12 protein-coding genes are annotated in these 19,048 nt (G+C 63.2%); 7 read left to right on the forward strand and 5 right to left on the reverse strand.

The features are described from left to right. The first annotated feature begins 29 nt into the window (after positions 1-29). From LAC81_RS33605 to LAC81_RS33615, 3 genes are read left to right on the forward strand one after another with little or no spacing between them, the layout of a single operon-like run. Entirely contained in the window at positions 30-1,100 is a 1,071-nt protein-coding gene (locus LAC81_RS33605) for an ABC transporter ATP-binding protein (protein WP_223728912.1), read from the forward strand. After that, complete coding sequence (locus LAC81_RS33610) at positions 1,093-1,974, forward strand: ABC transporter permease (RefSeq protein ID WP_223728913.1); 882 nt, start codon at positions 1,093-1,095, stop codon at positions 1,972-1,974. Before LAC81_RS33605 ends, LAC81_RS33610 begins: the two co-directional genes overlap by 8 nt. Continuing rightward, positions 1,971-2,825: an ABC transporter permease gene (locus LAC81_RS33615; protein WP_223728914.1), complete on the forward strand. Its 855-nt coding sequence runs from the start codon at positions 1,971-1,973 to the stop codon at positions 2,823-2,825. The genes LAC81_RS33610 and LAC81_RS33615 overlap by 4 nt, the downstream gene beginning before the upstream one ends. A gap of 22 nt (positions 2,826-2,847) precedes the next feature. Here the strand turns inward: LAC81_RS33615 and LAC81_RS33620 are convergent, their stop codons facing one another. After that, a complete protein-coding gene (locus LAC81_RS33620) occupies positions 2,848-6,024 on the reverse strand; it encodes an efflux RND transporter permease subunit (RefSeq protein ID WP_223728915.1) in 3,177 nt (1,058 codons plus the stop codon). 22 nt (positions 6,025-6,046) lie between these two features. Next, positions 6,047-7,225: an efflux RND transporter periplasmic adaptor subunit gene (locus LAC81_RS33625; RefSeq protein ID WP_223728916.1), complete on the reverse strand. Its 1,179-nt coding sequence runs from the start codon at positions 7,223-7,225 to the stop codon at positions 6,047-6,049. A gap of 427 nt (positions 7,226-7,652) precedes the next feature. On the opposite strand from LAC81_RS33625, the gene LAC81_RS33630 reads away from it, so the two are divergent. Further along, positions 7,653-8,306 carry a glutathione S-transferase family protein gene (locus LAC81_RS33630; protein WP_223728917.1) on the forward strand — a complete coding sequence of 218 codons (654 nt, stop codon included), beginning with the start codon at positions 7,653-7,655 and terminating at the stop codon, positions 8,304-8,306. 160 nt (positions 8,307-8,466) lie between these two features. On the opposite strand, the gene LAC81_RS33635 is transcribed toward LAC81_RS33630, so the two are convergent. Next, the gene (locus LAC81_RS33635; RefSeq protein WP_223728918.1) at positions 8,467-8,880 is read right to left on the reverse strand and encodes a BA14K family protein; all 414 of its coding nucleotides are present in this window, start codon (positions 8,878-8,880) and stop codon (positions 8,467-8,469) included. A 205-nt stretch (positions 8,881-9,085) separates the two neighbouring features. Between LAC81_RS33635 and LAC81_RS33640 the strand changes: the two genes are divergently transcribed. The 3 genes from LAC81_RS33640 to LAC81_RS33650 all read left to right on the forward strand — a co-directional run bounded on the left by LAC81_RS33640 (position 9,086) and on the right by LAC81_RS33650 (position 11,865). Beyond that, positions 9,086-10,687: a sensor histidine kinase gene (locus LAC81_RS33640; protein WP_223728919.1), complete on the forward strand. Its 1,602-nt coding sequence runs from the start codon at positions 9,086-9,088 to the stop codon at positions 10,685-10,687. Continuing rightward, positions 10,687-11,295 (forward strand): response regulator transcription factor, encoded by a 609-nt coding sequence (locus LAC81_RS33645; RefSeq protein WP_223728920.1) that lies wholly within the window; start codon positions 10,687-10,689, stop codon positions 11,293-11,295. The genes LAC81_RS33640 and LAC81_RS33645 overlap by 1 nt, the downstream gene beginning before the upstream one ends. Before the next feature lie 87 nt (positions 11,296-11,382). Then, positions 11,383-11,865: a GlcG/HbpS family heme-binding protein gene (locus tag LAC81_RS33650; protein ID WP_223728921.1), complete on the forward strand. Its 483-nt coding sequence runs from the start codon at positions 11,383-11,385 to the stop codon at positions 11,863-11,865. A gap of 108 nt (positions 11,866-11,973) precedes the next feature. Here LAC81_RS33650 and LAC81_RS38615 read toward each other — a convergent pair whose 3' ends face one another. Beyond that, positions 11,974-12,129: a hypothetical protein gene (locus tag LAC81_RS38615; protein WP_419195849.1), complete on the reverse strand. Its 156-nt coding sequence runs from the start codon at positions 12,127-12,129 to the stop codon at positions 11,974-11,976. A 391-nt stretch (positions 12,130-12,520) separates the two neighbouring features. Continuing rightward, the gene (locus tag LAC81_RS33660) at positions 12,521-19,045 is read right to left on the reverse strand and encodes a putative Ig domain-containing protein (protein WP_223728922.1); all 6,525 of its coding nucleotides are present in this window, start codon (positions 19,043-19,045) and stop codon (positions 12,521-12,523) included. Between the last annotated feature and the right edge of the window lie 3 nt (positions 19,046-19,048).

Consider the following 19,048-nt stretch of genomic DNA (forward strand, 5'->3'; position numbering starts at 1 on the left):
GCTCCCGCCACTTTTTCAAGGAAGCAGCTATGTCCCGCTCCGTCGAACTCACAGACATCGAAATGACCTTCGGCAAGACTCGCGCAGTTGAAAAACTGTCCGTCGCGATCGAAGGCGGTGAGTTCTTCTCGATCCTCGGCCCCTCCGGCTGCGGGAAAACGACAATCCTGCGGCTGATCGCCGGCTTCGTCCAGCCGACCGCGGGCCGTGTCCTGATCGGTGGCCGAGACATGGCCGGGATCGGTGCTGCCCAACGGCCGACCTCGATGATCTTTCAGTCATTGGCGCTCTTCCCGCTCATGCCCGTGTGGGAAAACATCGCCTTCGGGCTTGAAGTGCGCGGCGTGCGCAAGGCCGAACGGCGGCGACGCGCCGAAGAATTGCTCGAGCTGATCGCCCTTCCCGGTTACGGGGACCGGATGGTTCACGAGCTTTCCGGCGGCCAGAAGCAACGCGTGGCGATCGCGCGTGCGCTTGCGGTCGAGCCGCAGGTCCTGCTGCTCGACGAGCCGCTTTCGGCACTCGACTTGAAGCTGCGCCAGCACATGCGCGCAGAACTCCGCGCTTTGCAGAAGCGCACGGGCGTCACCTTCGTCTATATCACGCACGATCAGTCGGAAGCGCTGGCGATGTCGGACCGTGTGGCGGTGATGAGTGCGGGCGTGCTGCAGCAGGTGGCAGCGCCGCTGGAACTCTATGCCAACCCGGCCACGCCCTTCGTCGCCCGGTTCGTCGGCGAGACCAACGCGTTCCAGGGGCGTGTCGAGCGCATTGCCGACGGCATGGCCGCAATCGAGACCGAGCACGGGATTTTCACCGGTCGCAGCGGCGGTGGACTCAAGGTCGGGGATCGTGCCGCAGTCTACGTCCGACCGGAGGCTATTACACTTGCCGGCGAAGCCGACCGCAATGGTTTGAAAGCTGTCGCCGAACAACTCGAATTCGAAGGCGCGACCGCAATGCTGCACGCAAAGACGGACGGTGGGCACCGTCTGGCGGCCGCCCTGCCGCATCACCGGCTGGCGGAGGCGCCGGCGGCCGGAACGCCTGTCCGACTGTCGTTCTCTTCCTCGCAAGCGCTGGTTCTTGCAGATGCATAGCCTGTTTCAACGATTTGGCCCGGGGCTCGGGAGCGCAATCGTCATCTGCGTTGCCGTCTGGCTGCTGGGGATGGTTCTCGCGCCGAACGTGATGATGCTCGACTTCTCGCTCCGGCCGAACCTGACGCCAGCACAGGTGGGAGGTCCGGAAGATGTTTACACACTTTCCCATTTCGCGGCACTGTTCTCAGACCCGGTCCATCGAGCGATCTTTTTCAAGACCATATGGGCGAGCGCGCTGGTGATGGCGACGACCTTCGTCGTCACCTATCCGATCGCCTTCTGGCTGGCAAAGGTCGCCAAGGGCAAGGCGGTTGCGCTGGTGACCGTTGCCCTCATCATTCCCTTCTGGATCAACGAGGTGCTGCGGACGCTCGCCTGGTACATTCTGCTTGCCTTCAACGGACCGCTCAACGCCGCCCTTCTCTGGCTGGGCGTGATCGATGCGCCGCTGCGCTGGTTCGGTGATTTCGGCGTGCTCGCCGGCATGGTCTACGCCTATATCCTGTTCATGCTGTTTCCGATCTTCAACTCGATCAGCACGCTGGACTCGGCACAGATCGAGGCCGCCCGCAACCTTGGCGCTTCGACCGTTCAGATCCATCGCCGGATCGTCATCCCGCACGCCAAGGCGGGGATCGCGACCGGCTGCGTTTTCACCTTCATGCTCGCCGCCGGCAGTTATGTGGCGCCGGCCCTGCTGGGTGCGCCCGGTAGCCGCTGGTTCACGCAGATCATCTACAACTGGTTTTTCGAAGGCGGCAATTGGAACCGTGGCGCAGCCTATGCGCTGGTACTGCTCGCGCTGTGTATGGCCGTCGTCATGGCGGCGTTGAAGATTTTCCGCGTCAATCTTGCGGATGTGGCCAAATGAGCATGTCCAGCAAAGTGTCTCTTGCGACGATCCCATCGGTCGGATTGTTGGCAACCTTCGGCCGCCTCATTCCGCGGTTCATCTTCGCCACCTACATGGCGCTGTTCTTTGCCTATCTGTTCCTGCCCTTGGCGGTGATGGCGGTGGCGACGTTCAACACCAGCAAGTTTCCGACAGTCACACCCTGGCTCGGCACGACACTCGACTGGTTCGCCGCGCTTTGGGCAGACAGCGCCATGTGGCAGGCGCTTTGGCTATCGATCCTCATTAGTATCGGGGTGATCGCCATTTCGCTGCCGATCGGAACTGCCGCCGCGCTCTTCCTCAACGGTCTCCAGGATCGTTCACGCAACTTCTTTTATGCGCTGATGGTCTCGCCGATGCTGACCCCCGGTGTCGCCATTGGCATCGCCACGCTTGTGCTGTGGCGCCAGGCCGGCGTCGGCGGCGGTACGCTGCTTATCATCGTCGCGCAGTCGAGCTTCATCTCCGCCTATGTCATGCTGATGGTCGCGGCGCGCCTGCAGCGGTTCGACCGGACGCTCGAGGACGCCGCTGTCGACCTCGGCGCCTCCCGCCTCCTGGTCTTCCGCCGGGTCCTGTTGCCCTATCTCAAGCCTTCTTTGCTGGCGGCAGCCTGCATCGCCTTCCTGCAATCATTTGAGAACTACAACACGACGTTGTTCGTTCGCGGCACCGAGACGCCCTTGACCGTCTACATCGCAACGAAGGTTCGCACAGGCCTCACGCCGGCGGTCAATGCGCTGGGACTGGCGCTCATCGTTTTCACCATCCTTGCGGCCATCGCCTATGAACTCGCGCGCCGGAGCCGTTCGGAAACATCCATCTGAGTCCTCTGCCGCAGGCGAACTTTCATGTATCGGCCTGATGGTCCGGAGTATCTGCGACAGCTCGGCCGGCGGCTGCTGGCTGCTGCCGTTCACGCCGTACCTTGAATGACCCAAGCTGGAACAGTTGTGAGATCCACCGTGTCAGATCCTCCATGTAGAGGTAGATCACAGGCGTCACGAAGAGCGTCACAAACTGCGATACCAAAAGACCGCCGACCACCGCGACGCCAAGCGGCTGGCGCAGTTCCGCGCTTGCGCCGCTGCCGATCGCGATCGGCAATGTGCTCATGATCGCCGCTGCGGATGTCATCATGATCGGGCGGAAACGCATCAGGCAGGCCCTTTGGATCGCCTCTCGGGCCGGACTGCCGGACCGTTGCAGCGCCAGCGCCACGTCGATCATCATGATCGCGTTTTTCTTGACGATGCCGATCAGCATCAACACGCCGACGATCGCGATGATCGAGAGGTCGAAGCCGCAAAAATAAATTGCGAGAAGCGCACCGGAGATGGCCGACGGCAGACCGGAGAGCACGGTCAGCGGATGGATGAGGCTTTCATAGAGAACGCCGAGCACGAGATAGATCGTCACGATGGCCGCAAGGACGAGGAAACCTTGGTTGGCGGCAGCATCCTGGAAGAGCTGCGTCGTGCCGTAGTTTCGGGTGGCGATTTCTGAGGGCATGCCGATCTCTGTCTTGAGACGAGCGACCTCCGCAAGCGCGTTGCCAAGAGCGACCTGGGCCGGCAGGTTGAAGGATATGGTGACGGCCGGCAATTGGCCGAGCTGATTGATGGTGAGTGGTCCGGAGACGGTTTCGATGCGGGCGAAGGCGCCGAGGGGCACCAGCGCACCATTCGCGCCGCCCACACGCAGTTCAGCGAACCTGTCGGCAGACCACTCGATGCTCGGATCGAGTTCCATGATGACTTCGTAGCTGTCGCCGGCCGTGTAGATCGTGGAGATCTGCTCTGCGCCGAAGCCGCCATAGAGTGTCGTGCGCAGCTGACTGGCATCGACGCCGAGCGTTGCCGCCTTATCGAGATCGACGACCAGGCGTGTTTGTGGCGCATTGATCTGCAGGTCGCTGTTGACGTCGGTGAAGTACGCGCGATCCGCACTCATCGCGTCGCGGAGCTTTTGCGCCCACTCGTTCATCAGCGGCTGATCGAGGCTCTGGAGCACCAGCTGATACTGGCTGGCGGAGGCGCGCGACCCGACGGAGAGGTTCTGGATCGGCGACATGAACGCCTGGATGCCGGGAATTGCCGCAAGCTCCCGGCGCAATTCCGCAAGAACGGTTTCGAGCGGCGGGCGGTCGCGCTTCGGTTTGAGTTCCACGAAAAGGCGCCCGGTGTTGAGGGCCGTCGATGCCCCGCCCGATCCGATCGTGCTTGCGACATGGGCGACGTAGGGCGACTTGGCAAAGACCGCTTCGACCTTGGACTGAAGCGCAGACATCGCAGCAAAGGAAATGTCCTGACGGGCCCGGGTGGTGACCTGGAGCTGGCCGATATCCTCCTGAGGAAAGAAGCCCTTCGGGATCGAAACAATCTGGTAGGCGGTGATCGCCACGGTGAACAGGAAGAGAAGAAGTACCAGGGCGCGCTGCCGGATACAGAAGGAAAGCAGCCCTTCGTAGGTCTTGAGGATGCGCGCAAAACCGCGTTCGAACGCAAGGTCCAGCCGCGTAAGCACGCCGCCTCCGGCACTTTCACTGTTGGCAGGCAGCCGGGCGGCGAGCATCGGCGTCAACGTGAGCGATACGAAGGCGGAAGCGAGGATCGCCACAGTAACGACCACGGCGAATTCGTGAAGAATCCGGCCGATAACGCCGCCCATCAACAGCACCGGTATGAACACTGCGACCAGCGACAGGGAGATTGCAACGATGGTGAAACCGATTTCCTTCGAACCGGCAAGGGCTGCCGAAAAGGCGTCGCTACCTTCCTCTTCCATGTGCCGAACGATGTTCTCCAGCATGACGATCGCATCATCCACCACGAGACCGACGGAGAGTGTGAGCGCCATCAGCGAGATATTGTCGATCGAAAAGCCGAGCGGATACATCGCGGCAAAGGTGGCGATGATGGAGATCGGCACGGCCAATGCCGGGATAAGCGTGGCCCAGAGGCGGCGCACGAAGACGAAGATGACGAGGATTACGAGGCCAACGGTCAGCGCGAGGGTAAACTGGACGTCGTGGACCGCGCCACGAACGGAGACCGACCGGTCGTTGAGCGTTTCGATGCTGGCCGCTGCGGGTAGAGACTGGCGCAGCGACGGCAGTAGCGCCTGCACCCGGTCGACGACTTGTACCGTGTTTGCGTCCGGCTGGCGCAGGATTGCCAGGATGATGGCGCGCGATCCATCATGCCAGCTCGCCGTCTGATCGTTGGCGATGGAATCGATCACCGTCGCGACGTCGCCCAGCCGCACAGGCTTGCCGTTGTCGCTCTTGATGATGATGTTGGAGAAGTTCGCGGCGTTCATGCGCTGTGTATCGGCGACGATCGCCACTTGGCGGTCTTTCGTCCGCGCGGTGCCAAGCGGCGAATTGTCGTTTGCCGCAGCGACCGCGGTTTTCAACGCATCCACGGAGATGCCACGCGCCGTCAGCGCATCCGGGTGCATCTGAATGCGCACCGCGAATTGCTGGCTGCCGAAGATGGACACTTCGGCCACCCCGTCGAGCACGGACAACGTAGGGGATATCACCTGCTGAGCGATCGCATCGAGGTCGGTAAGAGGCACCGTATTGCTCTTCAGCGCCAGCAGTAGAACCGGGGCATCGGCCGGGTTTACCTTACGATAGCTTGGCGGCGCCGGCATGTCCTGTGGCAGGAGCCTTAGCGTCCTGGTGATCGCCGCCTGCACATCGGCGGCAGCGGCGTCGATGTTGCGACCGAGCACGAACTCGATCGAGATCGATGTGGAGCCAAGGGAATTGGTCGTCGAGATCGTGTCGATCCCCGCAATGGTGGCGAACTGCTTGATGAGCGGCGTTGCGACCGAGGTCGCCATGGTGTCCGGCGACGCGCCGGGCAGCGACGCCGAGACGTTGATGACCGGGAAATCGGTCCGCGGCAGAGCTGCGATCGGCAGCACGAGATAGCTGAATGCGCCCGCAAGGATGAGCGCAACCGACAGCAGCGCTGTGGCGATCGGGCGGCGAATGCTGAACTCGGACAGTGGCATCTTCGTTCACTCCCGAAATTCCTCAATCCGTCAGCGGTTGTGCGGCAGGAGGCACCACCTTGACGGCGTCGCCCGGCTTCAGACGGGCTTGTCCCTCGACCACGACCTTTTCACCCTGCGTGAGCCCCGAAGGGATCACGGCCAGCTTGCCGTCATCGAACAGTGGCTTTACGGCCAGTGTTTCCACCGTGTTGTCGTCCTTCACATGGAAGACGAAGGGGCCGTTCTGGCCCGGTTGAACCGCAACGCTCGGGATGACCGGCGCCTGGTGCAATTGCTCCTGTTCGATATCAACATCGACGAACTGACCCGGCCATAGCTTTTGCGCGCCATTGGGAAAGGTCGCCCGCATGGTGATCGTGCCGGAGGTGGCGTCGACCGAGGAGTCGATGAAATCGAGCACGCCCTCGCCTATGGCTGTTTCCGAGCCGCTGAGCTTGGCCCGCACGCGCGGCGGCTTGCCCTGATCCAGCAGCGCCTTGAACGTCTGCAACTGCTCTTCCGGCAAATGGAAGGCAACCTCGATCGGGTCGATCGCGGTAATCGTCACCAGGTTGGTGGAGGTTGCGCCCGTCTGGCCGACGAGATCACCGAGAGTGACCTGGACAACGCCGAGGCGGCCGCTGATGGGTGCGGTGATCTGCGTCAGGCTGAGCGCGACCTGATCGGCCTCGACGGAGGCCCGGTCAGCATCAAGCGTCGCCTCGGCCGACTGCTGCACCGAGAGGGCGGTATCATAAGTCTGCTGCGTTCCCGTCTTGTCGTCGCGCAGGGTTCTTGCACGCTCGAGTTCTGTTTTCGCGTCCGAAAGCAATGCCGTGTCCTTCGCAACGATTGCCGTGTCGCGCGCGAGCTGCGCTCGCATCGCTCGGTCATCCAATGTGAAAAGCGGATCTCCCACCTTGACCATCTGCCCGTCCTTGACGTGGATGGCTGTGATCTGGCTCGCAATACGAGCACCGACCTGTACGGTGTCGGGTGCCTGGACATTGCCCAGGGCGTGGACGATGACGGGTACGTCCTTGAGCGTAACCGTGGCCGTTTCGACGGAGATGGCACCACCGTGTTTGGAGTCCGTAGAGACGCCACGGGCAGGCTTTGCCTCGCTTTGCAGGGCCGTCCGGGTTACACTGACCCCAGCGGCGGCCACGCACACGAGACCGGCGGCGACTAGGATCGCAATACTTGATCGACTGGCCATCAGCGCCTCCGTATTTCTCGATTGGCGCAGCATCGGCCGCCGCGAAGGGCCGCGACCTCAGCGCCAAAAGACGATATTCGCACAGCCAGCATGGTCCGTTTGCGGGTGAGCGCACGTGTAAAGGGCCCTGCTGATCTGTTCGACCAATTGGGCGGCGGTGGCTCCCTCTTTGGAAGAAAGCTCGCGTCGTGCCAACACTTCCGAAATTGGGCGCCAATCTGGCCGCTTCAATGGCGCAACACGCTGAAAAACAATTAAAAATTGTTCATGTTTCGCGCCCCACACGCATGTGCCGCTGGCAACAGTTCCCGTTACGGAACGGACTTCCCCCTGGGGAAGCTCAAGTGGAATGCGAGAGCGCCGTAGCCGAATGTCGGGAATTCGCTCGGCCGGCCGTCTTTAGGATAGACAGCCATGGAGGATGAGGATGCCTATCACCATTACCGCCTTTGAACGTTCGCCGGACCGCGGTAGGGGACTGGCCCGTGACATGCGCGTTCGCTGGGCGCTCGAAGAAGTTGGTCAGCCCTACGACGTCCGCCTGCTTTCGTTCAAAGCGATGAGGGAGCCAGCGCATCTCGCGCTTCACCCCTTCGGCCAAATTCCGACCTATGAGGAAGGCGATCTCGCGCTGTTCGAATCCGGAGCGATCGTGTTCCACATCGCGGAGCGCCACGAAGGGTTGCTGCCGGTCGACGCCAACGCCCGGGCCCGCGCAATCACCTGGATGTTCGCCGCACTCAGCACGGTGGAGCCGCCGATCATCGAGCGCGAAGTCGCCAGGCTGCTGGAGCGCGACGAAACCTGGTATGAGCAACGCCTGCCGGCCGTCGAGGAACGTGTCCGCAAGCGCCTGCGTGAACTCTCCGACCGCCTTGGCGAGGCCGCGTGGCTCGACGGCAATTTCAGTGTGGGCGACCTACAGATGATATCTGTCTTGCTCCGGCTGAAGGGATCGGCGCTGCTGGACGAATTTCAGAACCTTTCCGCCTATGTCGCCCGTGGCGAAGCGCGACCCGCGTACAAACGCGCCTTTGCAGCACAGCGAGCGGTCTTCGAGGCCGCATCGGCAAACGCGTGATGGCTCACCTTTTGCGCGGCCCGCCCGGCGGTCGAGTGAAACAGCCTCACAGCTTCGCGAAAATTGATGATTGTGCAGCTATGGATTGCATGGACTAGTAGGGTGGCAACGCTCTTTAAGAAGCCAAAGCGAAAGAGGCAAATTCGCCGAAACCGCGGCCTCAGCGGCACTCGTAGCGTCTGCCATCGCGGCCGATGAAGGTTCGGCTGCGTGAATCATAGCTGCGGTAGCGGGCGAGGCAGCGGGCGTCCCGCTCATTGAGGCGATACTGGCCGTTCTGGCGGCGGCGCTCTTCTTCCTGCGCCGCACCGATAATGATCGCGCCGAGCGCCAGTCCGATCGCGCCGGCGGCGATGCCGGCCTTGAGGTCCCGCTTTTCCTGCTTCTCGCGTTTCTCGCGCCAATGATCCCGACGTGACTCCTCGCAGCGCCAGCGGTCCCTGCCATGGTAGTCCCTGCAGTAGCGCCGTCCGCCATCGAAATCGTCCGCGAGGACGATCGGCGGCGCCGCAGGCACGGCCGCCGCCAGTATGGACATCAGGCCGAGAATTCTACCGTAAGCCAAGCCATGCATTGTCAGTCTCCTTCGATCACCACGCCAGAATGCTTGGCAGCCCTGTGTTGCGGAGACATTGCGGCTCGGATCTGATCTCGCCGAAAGGCTCGCGTGGTGGACGGGGCAGTGTCCGCGGTCGGCGAAGCTCGTGTTGCAACGCTGCGCTGGGCACCGCGATGGATTGACAGAGCGCATTTCACCGGCGAGATGATCAAGGCGAACAATGACCGCGCTTGGCCGCGACCGCTCTCTGCTGAAGGCAGCGCATGACAACAAGACCGCCCAACCGATGATGCACAGCAATCGTTCGATCTTCGAACGCCCCTTCCATATGGTCGTCCTGTGGTGCCTCCTCCTGGCGCTCGGTGGCGTCGCGTTGGCGGGTTGGGAGCGGCAGGCACTCGTCGCCGAACTCGAGCGGGAAAGCACGCTCCTCCATAGCCTCGCCTCACAGCGGGTTGATCAGCACGATGCACATCTGACGGCGCTCTCGGCGGTCGCTGTTGCCTCCGAGGGGCGCAGGCACGACCTGTTTCTGGAGGTTGCCCGCACGATTGCGCGGTTCTATCCGCGGATAGACGAAGTTCAGCTCGTCCCCCTGGATGCAAGCGCCGAAACGGTCGGTACCGGTCCACTCGATGCCAAGACGGCAGAGCTCATTCGCGCGGCCGCCAGGGCATCGGATGGGCGCATCGCACTCTTGCCCCATCCGCAACGGGCCGATCACTACATCATGATCAAGCGCAGTCCGAACACAGACGAGGCGCGCTATGGTTTGATGCTCGGCATCGACGCGGCGAAATTGATCGGAGATGGCGGGCCATTCTGGTCTCGCCCCGGGGTCGCGGTGCGGCTGTCGCTGCCGGACGGACATATCCTGCTGCCGACTGCCTTGCCCGAGGCGATCCTGTTTTCCAAGGCGCTGAGCAGTGCGTCCCAGCCATTGCTTCTTGAAACAGGCATGGGGATCGGGCTTGCGGACATGTTCCCACCCGTCCAGACCGGCTTGACGTTTCTAGTGGTCAGCTTCGCCTATCTCGCAGGCCTGGCGGCACTGCGCCAACGTGCGCGCACGCGCGCAGCGGAACAGCAGGCAACCCTCAGCGCGCTGGAATCGCGCCTTACGCACGCGTCACGCGTCAACGCGCTCGGCGAAATGGCAAGCGGCATGGCGCATGAACTGACGCAGCCGCTGACCGCAATTCTGGCGCAGGCGCAGGCCGGGCGAAGGCTGCTCGCTCAAGGACAGGACGCGGCACTTGCTCCGGTGCTGGAGGACACCGTAAGCCAGGCGCGCCGGGCATCGGCCATATTGGAAAGGTTCCGCAACTGGTCGCAGCCGCATGCTGCGCCGGTTGCCGCCTTCGATCTGCGCCACGCGCTTGCAAATGTTGACGCGCTACTTCAACCGGACGCGAGATCAAGCGGAATTCAGCTTGATTTCCAGGTTCCGGAAACACCGGTATCCGTCGTCGGCGATCCGGTTGAGATCGAGCAAGTCGCGTACAATCTCGTGCGTAACGCCTTTGAGGCATTGGCCGCCGAGACAGGCGATAGCGGACGCGTGACTGTTACCCTGAGCGAGCGCGACACCGCAGTTGTCTTCGATGTCGCCGATAATGGTCCCGGCGTTTCGGAAGCACTTCGCCCAAGGCTGTTCACGCCATTCGTGACGACCCGCGCCGGGGGCACCGGGCTCGGTCTGGCGCTGAGCCAGCGACTGGTGGAACGCGCCGGTGGCGAAATCGCCCTGGTTGAGAGTGATCATGGCGCCACGTTCCGCGTGACGCTGCCACGTGCCCGCCGAACCGAGGAACCGATGTGATGACGCTTCCGGTCTATCTCGTTGACGACGACGATGCGGTTCGTCGAGCGCTCAGCCTGTTGCTCTCGACCGTCGGGATCAAGGTCACTGGGTTTTCGGATCCGCAAGCCTTTCTCGCACAGGTTTCTCGCCTCGACCCTGGCTGCCTGGTGCTCGATATCCGCATGCCTGCCATCTCTGGACTGAAGCTGCAGGAAAGGCTGACGGAACACGGGATAGACTGGCCGACGATCGTGATCTCCGGGCACGGCGATATCGAGGCCTGTCGCCGCGCCTTCCGTAACGGCGCTATCGACTTTCTCTCGAAGCCGGTGGACGAGCAGGACTTGATCGACGCGATCCACAAAGGCCATGAATTGCTGGAGCGCACCATGCGCGCCCATGCGGAAAAAGCCGAAACCTTGGCCCTGCTTGCGGCACTCACGCAGCGTGAAAGCGAAGTTCTCGATCGGATTGCCGCAGGCTTTACGACCCGCCAGATCGCCGAAGGTCTCGGTCTATCGCCCCGTACGGTCGAAAGCCACCGCGCCGCCATCGGCGCCAAACTCGGCAGCACCTCACAGGCGGAAATGACGCGCATCTGGCTCGACGGGACGAAAACTCCGTAGAACTACGGATAGGCACGCAAGCCCTACGAATACCCACGATATCTGCGGCGGGATAACCTTTTCATATCAACAGGAAAGGAACCTATGATGATCCGCAATATCGTGCTCGCAGCCGCGCTTCTCGCTCCCGTTGCCGCTACGGCGCAGGAACTGCCGACCGCGGCCTACCTGCCGCTCGACATGGCCATCAAGGCTGCCGACGCCGCAGTGAAGGCTTGCGCCGCCGAAGGCCACAGTGTCAGCGTTGCTGTTGTTGGTCGCGATGGGGCAACCAAGGTGCTGCTGAAGGCCGACAACTCCGGTCCGCACACTGGCAACAGCGCCCAGGGCAAGGCCTTCACCTCCGCTGCCATGGGCCGCGACACGGCCGGCCTCGGCGAGTTCATCGCCTCCAAGCCGGCAAATGAAGGCCTCCGCGACATGGACGCGCGCATGGTGATCCAGGCCGGTGGCGTGCCGATCAAGTTCGGTAAGGCACTGGTTGGCGGCATCGGCGTGGGTGGCGCACCGTCGGGTGATATCGACGCGAACTGCGCAACGGCCGGCCTCCAGGCAATCGGCGCGAAGTAATCCGCTAGACATCGGAAGTGGCTCTCCCTGGAGGGCCACTTTAGCTTTGCAAGGCCTGCGCCTGTAAACGGACCTGCCAGAAATTTCCGCGTCGCCGAACAGCGCCCCCTATGCGCTGACCGTCCCTCTGTTGTCGACGGAAATCGTCCCGCCACGTGCTAGGGATTTGCTGCCTCGTTCGATCTCGATGACGGCATTTTCCGACAGCAAGGCAGTTGCCGCAGCCCTCGTGACATCTTGCACCGGCGCCGCATCAATCTCCATGAAATCCAACTCGCGGCCCGCCGCAACGAGACGCGCGCCCCCGGAGTACGTGCCGCGACGACAACCTCTCCCTGCCAGGCGCGTCGCGCCAGCGTGGGTCGCTAGGTGGCGCCACCGGCACGACGCGATAGACGTTCAATGGCTCGTCCGCATCTCCGAACGCAATGTTTCGGCGCCGACTGTGTGTGCGGCGCTTTCGTGAGAATGTCCGAAGCTGGTACCGTCCCTATTGGCCGGTTTGCTCCATTGCTGCGGAGCGCGGCCTCGTTTCGGGAGTCGGATCGAACATCGATGAATGCAGGCCACCCGACTGGCGCCGGGTGCGGCACGATACCTCGACTTGCTGCATTGGACGACGCAGCAAGCGCCCTCCACGTCCCACGATAGCCTATCAGAAGCGAACGCGGGCACCGACCTTGGCGCCGGCCGATTGCGAACCGTCGCCTTCGATGTTGAACAGCAGCGAGAAGTCGAGGTCCCAGTTGTCGTTGTTCGACAAGGCCAACCCGGCTGAAACCCGGCCGAACAGACCTTCGCCGTCGAGCGAGGCGAAGCCGACATCGGCACCGACCGACGGCGACAGAAGCAGGCCGTTTTCCAGTTCCAGCGTCCGCTCGACGTCGAAGCCGATGCTGAGACGCGCCTGCTCCTCGATGAAGCCCTTGAGATCGATGACCTCGCCGAGCGCGTTCTTCACGCTGTAATCATCGGTCTCTTCGTTGAAATAGACCGCCCGGAGCTTCGGCGTCAGCACCGTGATCTCGTCGAGCTGCCATTCGCCGGTCAGCTTCACATCCGCCATCCAGCGGGTGGTGTCGAAACTGCCCTTGAAGATGCCGGTATCGATGTCGTTCGAGGAGCCGCCATAAAGCAGGTTGGCATCGAGGAACACGCCCTTGCCGAGTTCGAACGAGGCATAGGGGCCGGCCAGCCAGCCATTGCCCTTCAGTTCGGCATCCTCGTCGGTCGGATCGGTCATGTAGTCGTAGTGGAACGACAGGCCGAAGAGCGCCCGGTCATTGACGAGATAATCGGCACCGACGGAGAACAGCGCGAAGTTGCCCCACTTGTCGCTGGCGTCATCCTCGTCCTTGTGGAACAGGAAGCTGCCGTTCATCCAGATGTCGAAGGGCCGGTCGGTCTTGACGAAGGTTTCGCCGGCCGCCGCCGCTTCCGCCGCATCGCGCGCCGCCTGGATCTGGGTGAGGCTGGTCGAGAAGCCGAGCCGTGCACCCTTGTCCGATGGCGTCACCGCCGTCGTCACCGGATCGGTACCGGCCGCCGCCCGCCGCCGGTCGAGCAGACCGGGCGTCTGCACCGTCGAGGACAAGAGGTTCTGCCGGGTGCGGACGAAGTCGCGCACGAGCCCGTCGATTTCCTCGCCGGCGGCCACACGATCGAGCGCGATCCTGTAGGTGACGCGGCCGACATTCGACGAGCCGAGCGCGCTCTTCAGGGTGTAGCTCACGACGACGGAGCCGGAATAAGCCGGGTTCGGCGTGAACTTCAGGTAATAGCCGACCGGAGTGAAGCTGCCTGCAGCCGCTAGTTCGCCTTCGACGATCTCCGCCTTGCCGGCGATCGGCGGCGAGACCGCGGCCACCGCCGCCCCGACGAACGGACCACCGGTGGCGCCGGCATTGAGATAGACGTTGTTCGGTGTCGAGCCGGCGGGAACCTCGACGACGATATCCGGCGCCGTCACCGAGCGCCCGTTCAGTTTCAGCGAATAGACCGCCGACCCGCTGGCGCCGCGGCTGTCGACGACGGCGATGGTGAAGGAATAGGTATCCGGTGTCGCGTCCGCCGCCAGCGGTCCGGTCAGTTCGCCGGTGGAGATGTTGAGGACCATGCCCTTCGGCAGGGCGCCGCTCTTGACGCTGTAGATCAGCGCACCGACGCCGCCGGTGGCGGAGATCCGCGACGAATAGGCCTCGCCGACCATCGCATCCGGCAGTGCTCCTGCCGATGGGCTGAAGACGAAATTGCTGGAAAGGACGGCGATCTGATAGCGCGCCTGTCCCGTCGCGCCATTGGCGTCGGTCGCCGTCACCGTGAACTGGAAATCGCCGTCGCCGGCCGGCCGGCCGGAGATGGTCCCGCTCGATGCGTCCAGCGCCAGGCCGCCCGGCAGCGCGCCGGATGTAATGGCGTAGCCGTAGGGCGCAGTTCCGGTGCTCACCGTAATTGTCTGGCTGTAGGACACGCCGGAAATTGCATTGGGAAGTTTGCCGGACGAGGGGGAAAACGCCAGAGCGGGCGGCGAAACGGTCACCGTGACCGTCGCCGGCGCAGTGGTGCCGGTCGCATTGGTCGCGGTATAGGTGAAACTGTCCGAGCCTGAATAGCCGGTAGTCGGCGTGTAGAGGATCGATAGACCCGATGTCGACACCGTTCCATGCGCGGGAGGACTTGCAACGGCGATCGACGCAGCAGCGCCGCCGGAGAGATTGGGCGTCACGGCATTCGCTGCGGAATTTGCGGCAACCGTAACAGAAACCGGACCGGCGGCAGGAGCCTGAACAGCAACGGCAAGGCTGTAGCCCGCCGCACCCGTTGCGCCGTTGGCATCGGTCGCTGTGACAGAGAAGTTGGTCAGACCGTCGACCGATGGGGTTCCCGAAAGGCGGCCATCCACAGCAAGCGTCAAACCCGCTGGAAGCGCGCCGCCGGTGACCGCATAGCTATAGGGAGCGTTGCCGTTCGCAGCCGTAATCGTCTGGTCATAGAACTGGCCTGCAGTCGTGCCCGGAAGCGCTCCTGCAGTCGGCGTGAAGGCGAGGGTCGGCCGCGACACGGTGATCGTGACGGTTCCGACGGCGGATGTGCCCGTTGCGTTCGTCGCCGTATAGCTGAAGCTGTCTGAGCCCGAATAGCCGGCGGCCGGCGTGTAGGCGATGGCAGTTCCCGAGGCGCTGGCTGTGCCGTGTGCCGGCGCGGAGTTGACGGCGACCGTTGCCGCAGTGCCGCCGGAAAGATTGAGCGCGATGGCATTTGCCGCGGAATTGGCCGCTACTGTCGCCACCGTAGCGCCGGCGATTGGAGCCTGGATGCGAACGGCCACGCTGTAGCTCGCAGTGCCTACCGCACCGTTCACGTCTGTTGCCTGGACGGTAAAATTGTAATTTCCGTCGGCCGTCGGTGCTCCCGCGATTTCGCCTGTTGCGGCGTCAAGCGTCAACCCCGGTGGCAGAGCGCCACCTGAAATCGAAAAGCCGTAAGGCGCCATGCCATCGGCGACCGAGACCGTCTGCGTGTAAGCACTCGCAACCGTGCCCCCCGGAAGTGTTCCGGCTGTCGGCGCGAAGACGAGGGTCGGCGCCGTCACGGTGATCGTGACCGTGGCCGGAGATGATGTGCCGGTGGCGTTGGTCGCCGTATAGGTGAAGCTGTCGGATCCCGAATAGCCCGAAGCCGGCGTATAGGTGATCGACAGGCCCGAAGCAGTAGCCGTGCCGTGCGCGGGATTACCTGCAACGGCAACCGAATTTGCAGTGCCGCCTGCAATACTCAGCGTGATCGCGTTGTTCGACGAGTTGGCTGCGACCGTGGCCGAAACCGGTGCTGTCGTCGGCGCCTGTACGGCCACGGTCAGGTCATAGGTGGCGGTCCCGGTGGCCCCATTCACATCGGTTGCCTGAACAGTGAAGTTGTAGCTGCCGTCTGTGGTCGGTGTGCCCGCAAGGATGCCGGTCGAGGCGTCGAGAGTCAGTCCAGGCGGCTCGGTGCCGCCAGAGATCGCATAGCTGTAGGGCGCCATGCCATCGGCGGCTGAAATCGTCTGGCTGTAAGCGCCTGCGACCGTAGCGCCGGGCAGCGCGCCTGCGGCCGGCGAGAAGGCCAGCGTCGGCCGCGAGACGGTGATCGTAACCGTCGCCGGCGACGAGGTCCCGGTCGAGTTCGTTGCAGTATAGGTGAAACTGTCGGAGCCGGAGTATCCCGCGGTCGGGGTGTAGGTGATCGAGGTTCCGGAAGCGGCCGCAACACCGTGCGTCGGATTGGTCGCAACGGCGACTGAAGCGGCCGTACCGCCGGAGAGTGCGAGTGTAATCGAATTTGCAGACGAGTTTGCCGCGACCGTCGCCGAAGCTGGGCCGGCGATCGGAGCCGCTATCGGCGTCACGGCATTGGACGCACCAGAGCTCGCGCCCTTCCCCACGCCGTTTTCGGCTGCAACGGTGAAGGTGTAAGACGTTCCATTGCTGAGGCCTGTTACGATGATCGGGCTTGCCGGTCCGCTCACGCTGATGCCGCCTGGATTGGACGTGACGGTATAGCCGCTGATCGCGTCGCCGCCCGTGAAGGAAGGGGCGGTGAACGATACGGTTGCTTCGCTATCGGCGGCCGTCGCGGTGCCAATCGTCGGGGCGCTGGGAACGACGGCGTTAATGGTGAAGCTCTGTGTCACCGTCGGTGCTGCTTGATAGGCTGCATCCCCTCCCTGGTCTGCACTGACGGTGCAGGTACCCGCTTGAAGGAACCGAAGCTGGCCGCCACTGGTGATGGTGCAAACAGCTGGGGTCGACGAGGTGAACGTCGGTGTCAGGCTGGAGCTCGCCGTGGCGGTCAAAGTCGGGGTCGTGTCGAAGTTCTGCGCGCCAGGATTGGTGAAGGATATCGACTGAGGTCCCTTCGGCGTAACCACATTGGAAGCGGCGGAGACTGGCCCGAGGCCCCCGCTGTTGGCCGCCGTCACCGTGAATGTGTAGGAATAGCCGTTGGTGAGGCCCGGGACCGTGATTGGACTCGATCCGCCGGTCGCGCTGTGACCGCCGGGGTTAGACATGACTGTATACAGACTCGGCACTTCGCCGCCGCTCGTCGACGGAGCAGAGAACGTTACGCTCGCCTGCATGTCGCCGGCGGTTGCAGTCCCGATTGTCGGCGCGCCGGGAGCGATGGCATTGACGGTGAAGCTCTGAGTTACCGTCGTTGCGGCAAGATAGGTGCCATCGCCGGGCTCGTCGGCGCTGATCGTGCAGGTACCAGCTTTCTCGAAATTCAACTCACCGGCGCTCGTGATCGTGCAGACGGACGTGGTCGAAGAGGTGAACGTGGGGCTGAGGCCGGAGTCCGACGACGCGCTCAGTGTCGGGCTCGTGCCGAAGGTCTGAGCGCCGGGATTGGTGAAGGTGATCGTCTGGGTCGCTTTCGGCGTGACTGAATTTGACGCATCGGAAGCAGCACCTTCACCAACGATGTTGGTCGCGGTCACGGTGAACGTATAGGCAGTCCCGTTCACGAGGCCGGGCACACGGATCGGGCTCGATAGTCCGTCTACCTTCATTCCTCCGGGGCTTGCTGTCGCGGTATAGTGTAAGATCGCCGCTCCGCCGGTAATCGGCGGCGCGGTGAAGGCCACATCGGCCGTCGTGTCGCCCTCGACGGCAGTGCCGATAACGGGCGCCCCGGGGACGGTCGGCGCAATGGTCATGCCGTAGGCACGGCTCCCCGTCTGGCCGTATTGATCCGTCGCCGTAACGGTGAAGGTGAACGGACCGGCCGCGGTCGGCGTGCCAGAAAGCGTGCCGTTGCTTGCGAGCGTCAATCCGTTGGGCAGCGCCCCTTGCGTCACGGTGAGCGTATAGGCCGAAGCGCCGCCGGAGGCCGCAAGCGTCTGCGAATAGGCCGTACCGAAGGTGCCGTTGGAGAGCGATACTGGGTCGATCGCAATCGTCGGGGCGGCAATGGTCACAGAGTATGCCTGTGATGCCGTCGACCCTTCGGCGTCGGTCGCAGTGATGGTGAAGTTGAAAGGCCCGCTCGCGGTCGGCTTGCCTGAAAGAACGCCGCCGCTTGAGAGAAACATCCCAGCCGGCAAAGCACCGGCGGTTCTGCTGAAGGTCAGCGCTCCCGATCCGCCAGTGGCGGCCACCGTCTGCGACGAATAGGTCTGATTGTAGACCGGATTCGGCAGCGTCGTCGTTGAGATGGCAATGGGAGCGTAAGTGACAGTATTGTCGGAACTCGTCGAGGCGTCGTTGGTGAGACCCGCCACGCTCGTGGCTTTCCCGGCAGGAATGCTGGCCGTAACCGTGCCCGCCTGCGTCATTCCGCTCACAGAGACCGTGTAGCTGGCGCCGGACCCGGACACGCTTGCCGTGGTTGCTCCGGCGGTACCGGAAAGCTGGACGTCGCTGCCGTTGAAGCCGGTGACTGATTTGTCGAAGGTGACGTTGAAGAGGACTGACGCCTTCGCGCTCGGGTCTGCTTGACCTGGCGCCTGGTTGATGGTGACGGTCGGCTTGCTGTCGACCCAATGGCTCGTGCCTGTCTTCGTGCCGGTGCTGCATCCGCTACCGCCGCCATAGCTTACCGAAACGGCATGTTCGCCGACCGGCAGAGTCGACGTCTGGAACGTCGCTGACGAAGCCGGGCTGACCGGTCCGGTTGGAGTAAGCCCAAGGGTCGCCGATTGCGATCCAATGGAGATCGTCACGCTGCCCGGCGGCGATTGACCTGCGTTACAGCCCATCGACGAAACAGTCGCCGTCACGGATACCTGCTGCCCCGGGATCGATGGGCTCGGCGAAGCTACCACGTCCATGACGACGGGACCGCCGGTCGCTGCACGCACGACGATCGTGTTGCTGTTGGCGGTATAGTTGCCGCCGGTGCGCGTCCCGGTGAATGTCACGAAATCGACAAACTGCCCGGACATCGCATCCAAAGCATCGACCTGGTAGGAACCGGTGCAGGTAACCGGGGAAGTAGTTCCGCCGCCGGCGATCGGTGGGCACGAAACCACCACGGCCTTATTGGCGGTCGAGACCGGTGCGATACTGAGGATGTTGTAGGATCCGGGGTTCAGCACATAGCTGAAATTGATCGTGTCGCCGGCCGCGTTGAAGGTCGCAGGGCTCGCCGATATTGTGACGACCTGCGCTGACGCGCTGGCAGCCGCAACGAGCAGCATGCC

Source organism: Ensifer adhaerens, assembly GCF_020035535.1.
In the GTDB taxonomy this organism is placed as follows: Bacteria; Pseudomonadota; Alphaproteobacteria; order Rhizobiales; family Rhizobiaceae; genus Ensifer.

Coding starts and splice junctions, on each gene's coding strand:
- LAC81_RS33605 (WP_223728912.1), top strand. CDS start 30: ATGTCCCGCTCCGTCGAACTCACAGACATCGAAATGACCTTCGGCAAG.
- LAC81_RS33610 (WP_223728913.1), top strand. CDS start 1,093: ATGCATAGCCTGTTTCAACGATTTGGCCCGGGGCTCGGGAGCGCAATC.
- LAC81_RS33615 (WP_223728914.1), top strand. CDS start 1,971: ATGAGCATGTCCAGCAAAGTGTCTCTTGCGACGATCCCATCGGTCGGA.
- LAC81_RS33620 (WP_223728915.1), bottom strand. CDS start 6,024: ATGCCACTGTCCGAGTTCAGCATTCGCCGCCCGATCGCCACAGCGCTG.
- LAC81_RS33625 (WP_223728916.1), bottom strand. CDS start 7,225: ATGGCCAGTCGATCAAGTATTGCGATCCTAGTCGCCGCCGGTCTCGTG.
- LAC81_RS33630 (WP_223728917.1), top strand. CDS start 7,653: ATGCCTATCACCATTACCGCCTTTGAACGTTCGCCGGACCGCGGTAGG.
- LAC81_RS33635 (WP_223728918.1), bottom strand. CDS start 8,880: ATGCATGGCTTGGCTTACGGTAGAATTCTCGGCCTGATGTCCATACTG.
- LAC81_RS33640 (WP_223728919.1), top strand. CDS start 9,086: ATGACCGCGCTTGGCCGCGACCGCTCTCTGCTGAAGGCAGCGCATGAC.
- LAC81_RS33645 (WP_223728920.1), top strand. CDS start 10,687: ATGACGCTTCCGGTCTATCTCGTTGACGACGACGATGCGGTTCGTCGA.
- LAC81_RS33650 (WP_223728921.1), top strand. CDS start 11,383: ATGATCCGCAATATCGTGCTCGCAGCCGCGCTTCTCGCTCCCGTTGCC.
- LAC81_RS38615 (WP_419195849.1), bottom strand. CDS start 12,129: ATGGAGATTGATGCGGCGCCGGTGCAAGATGTCACGAGGGCTGCGGCA.
- LAC81_RS33660 (WP_223728922.1), bottom strand. CDS start 19,045: ATGCTGCTCGTTGCGGCTGCCAGCGCGTCAGCGCAGGTCGTCACAATA.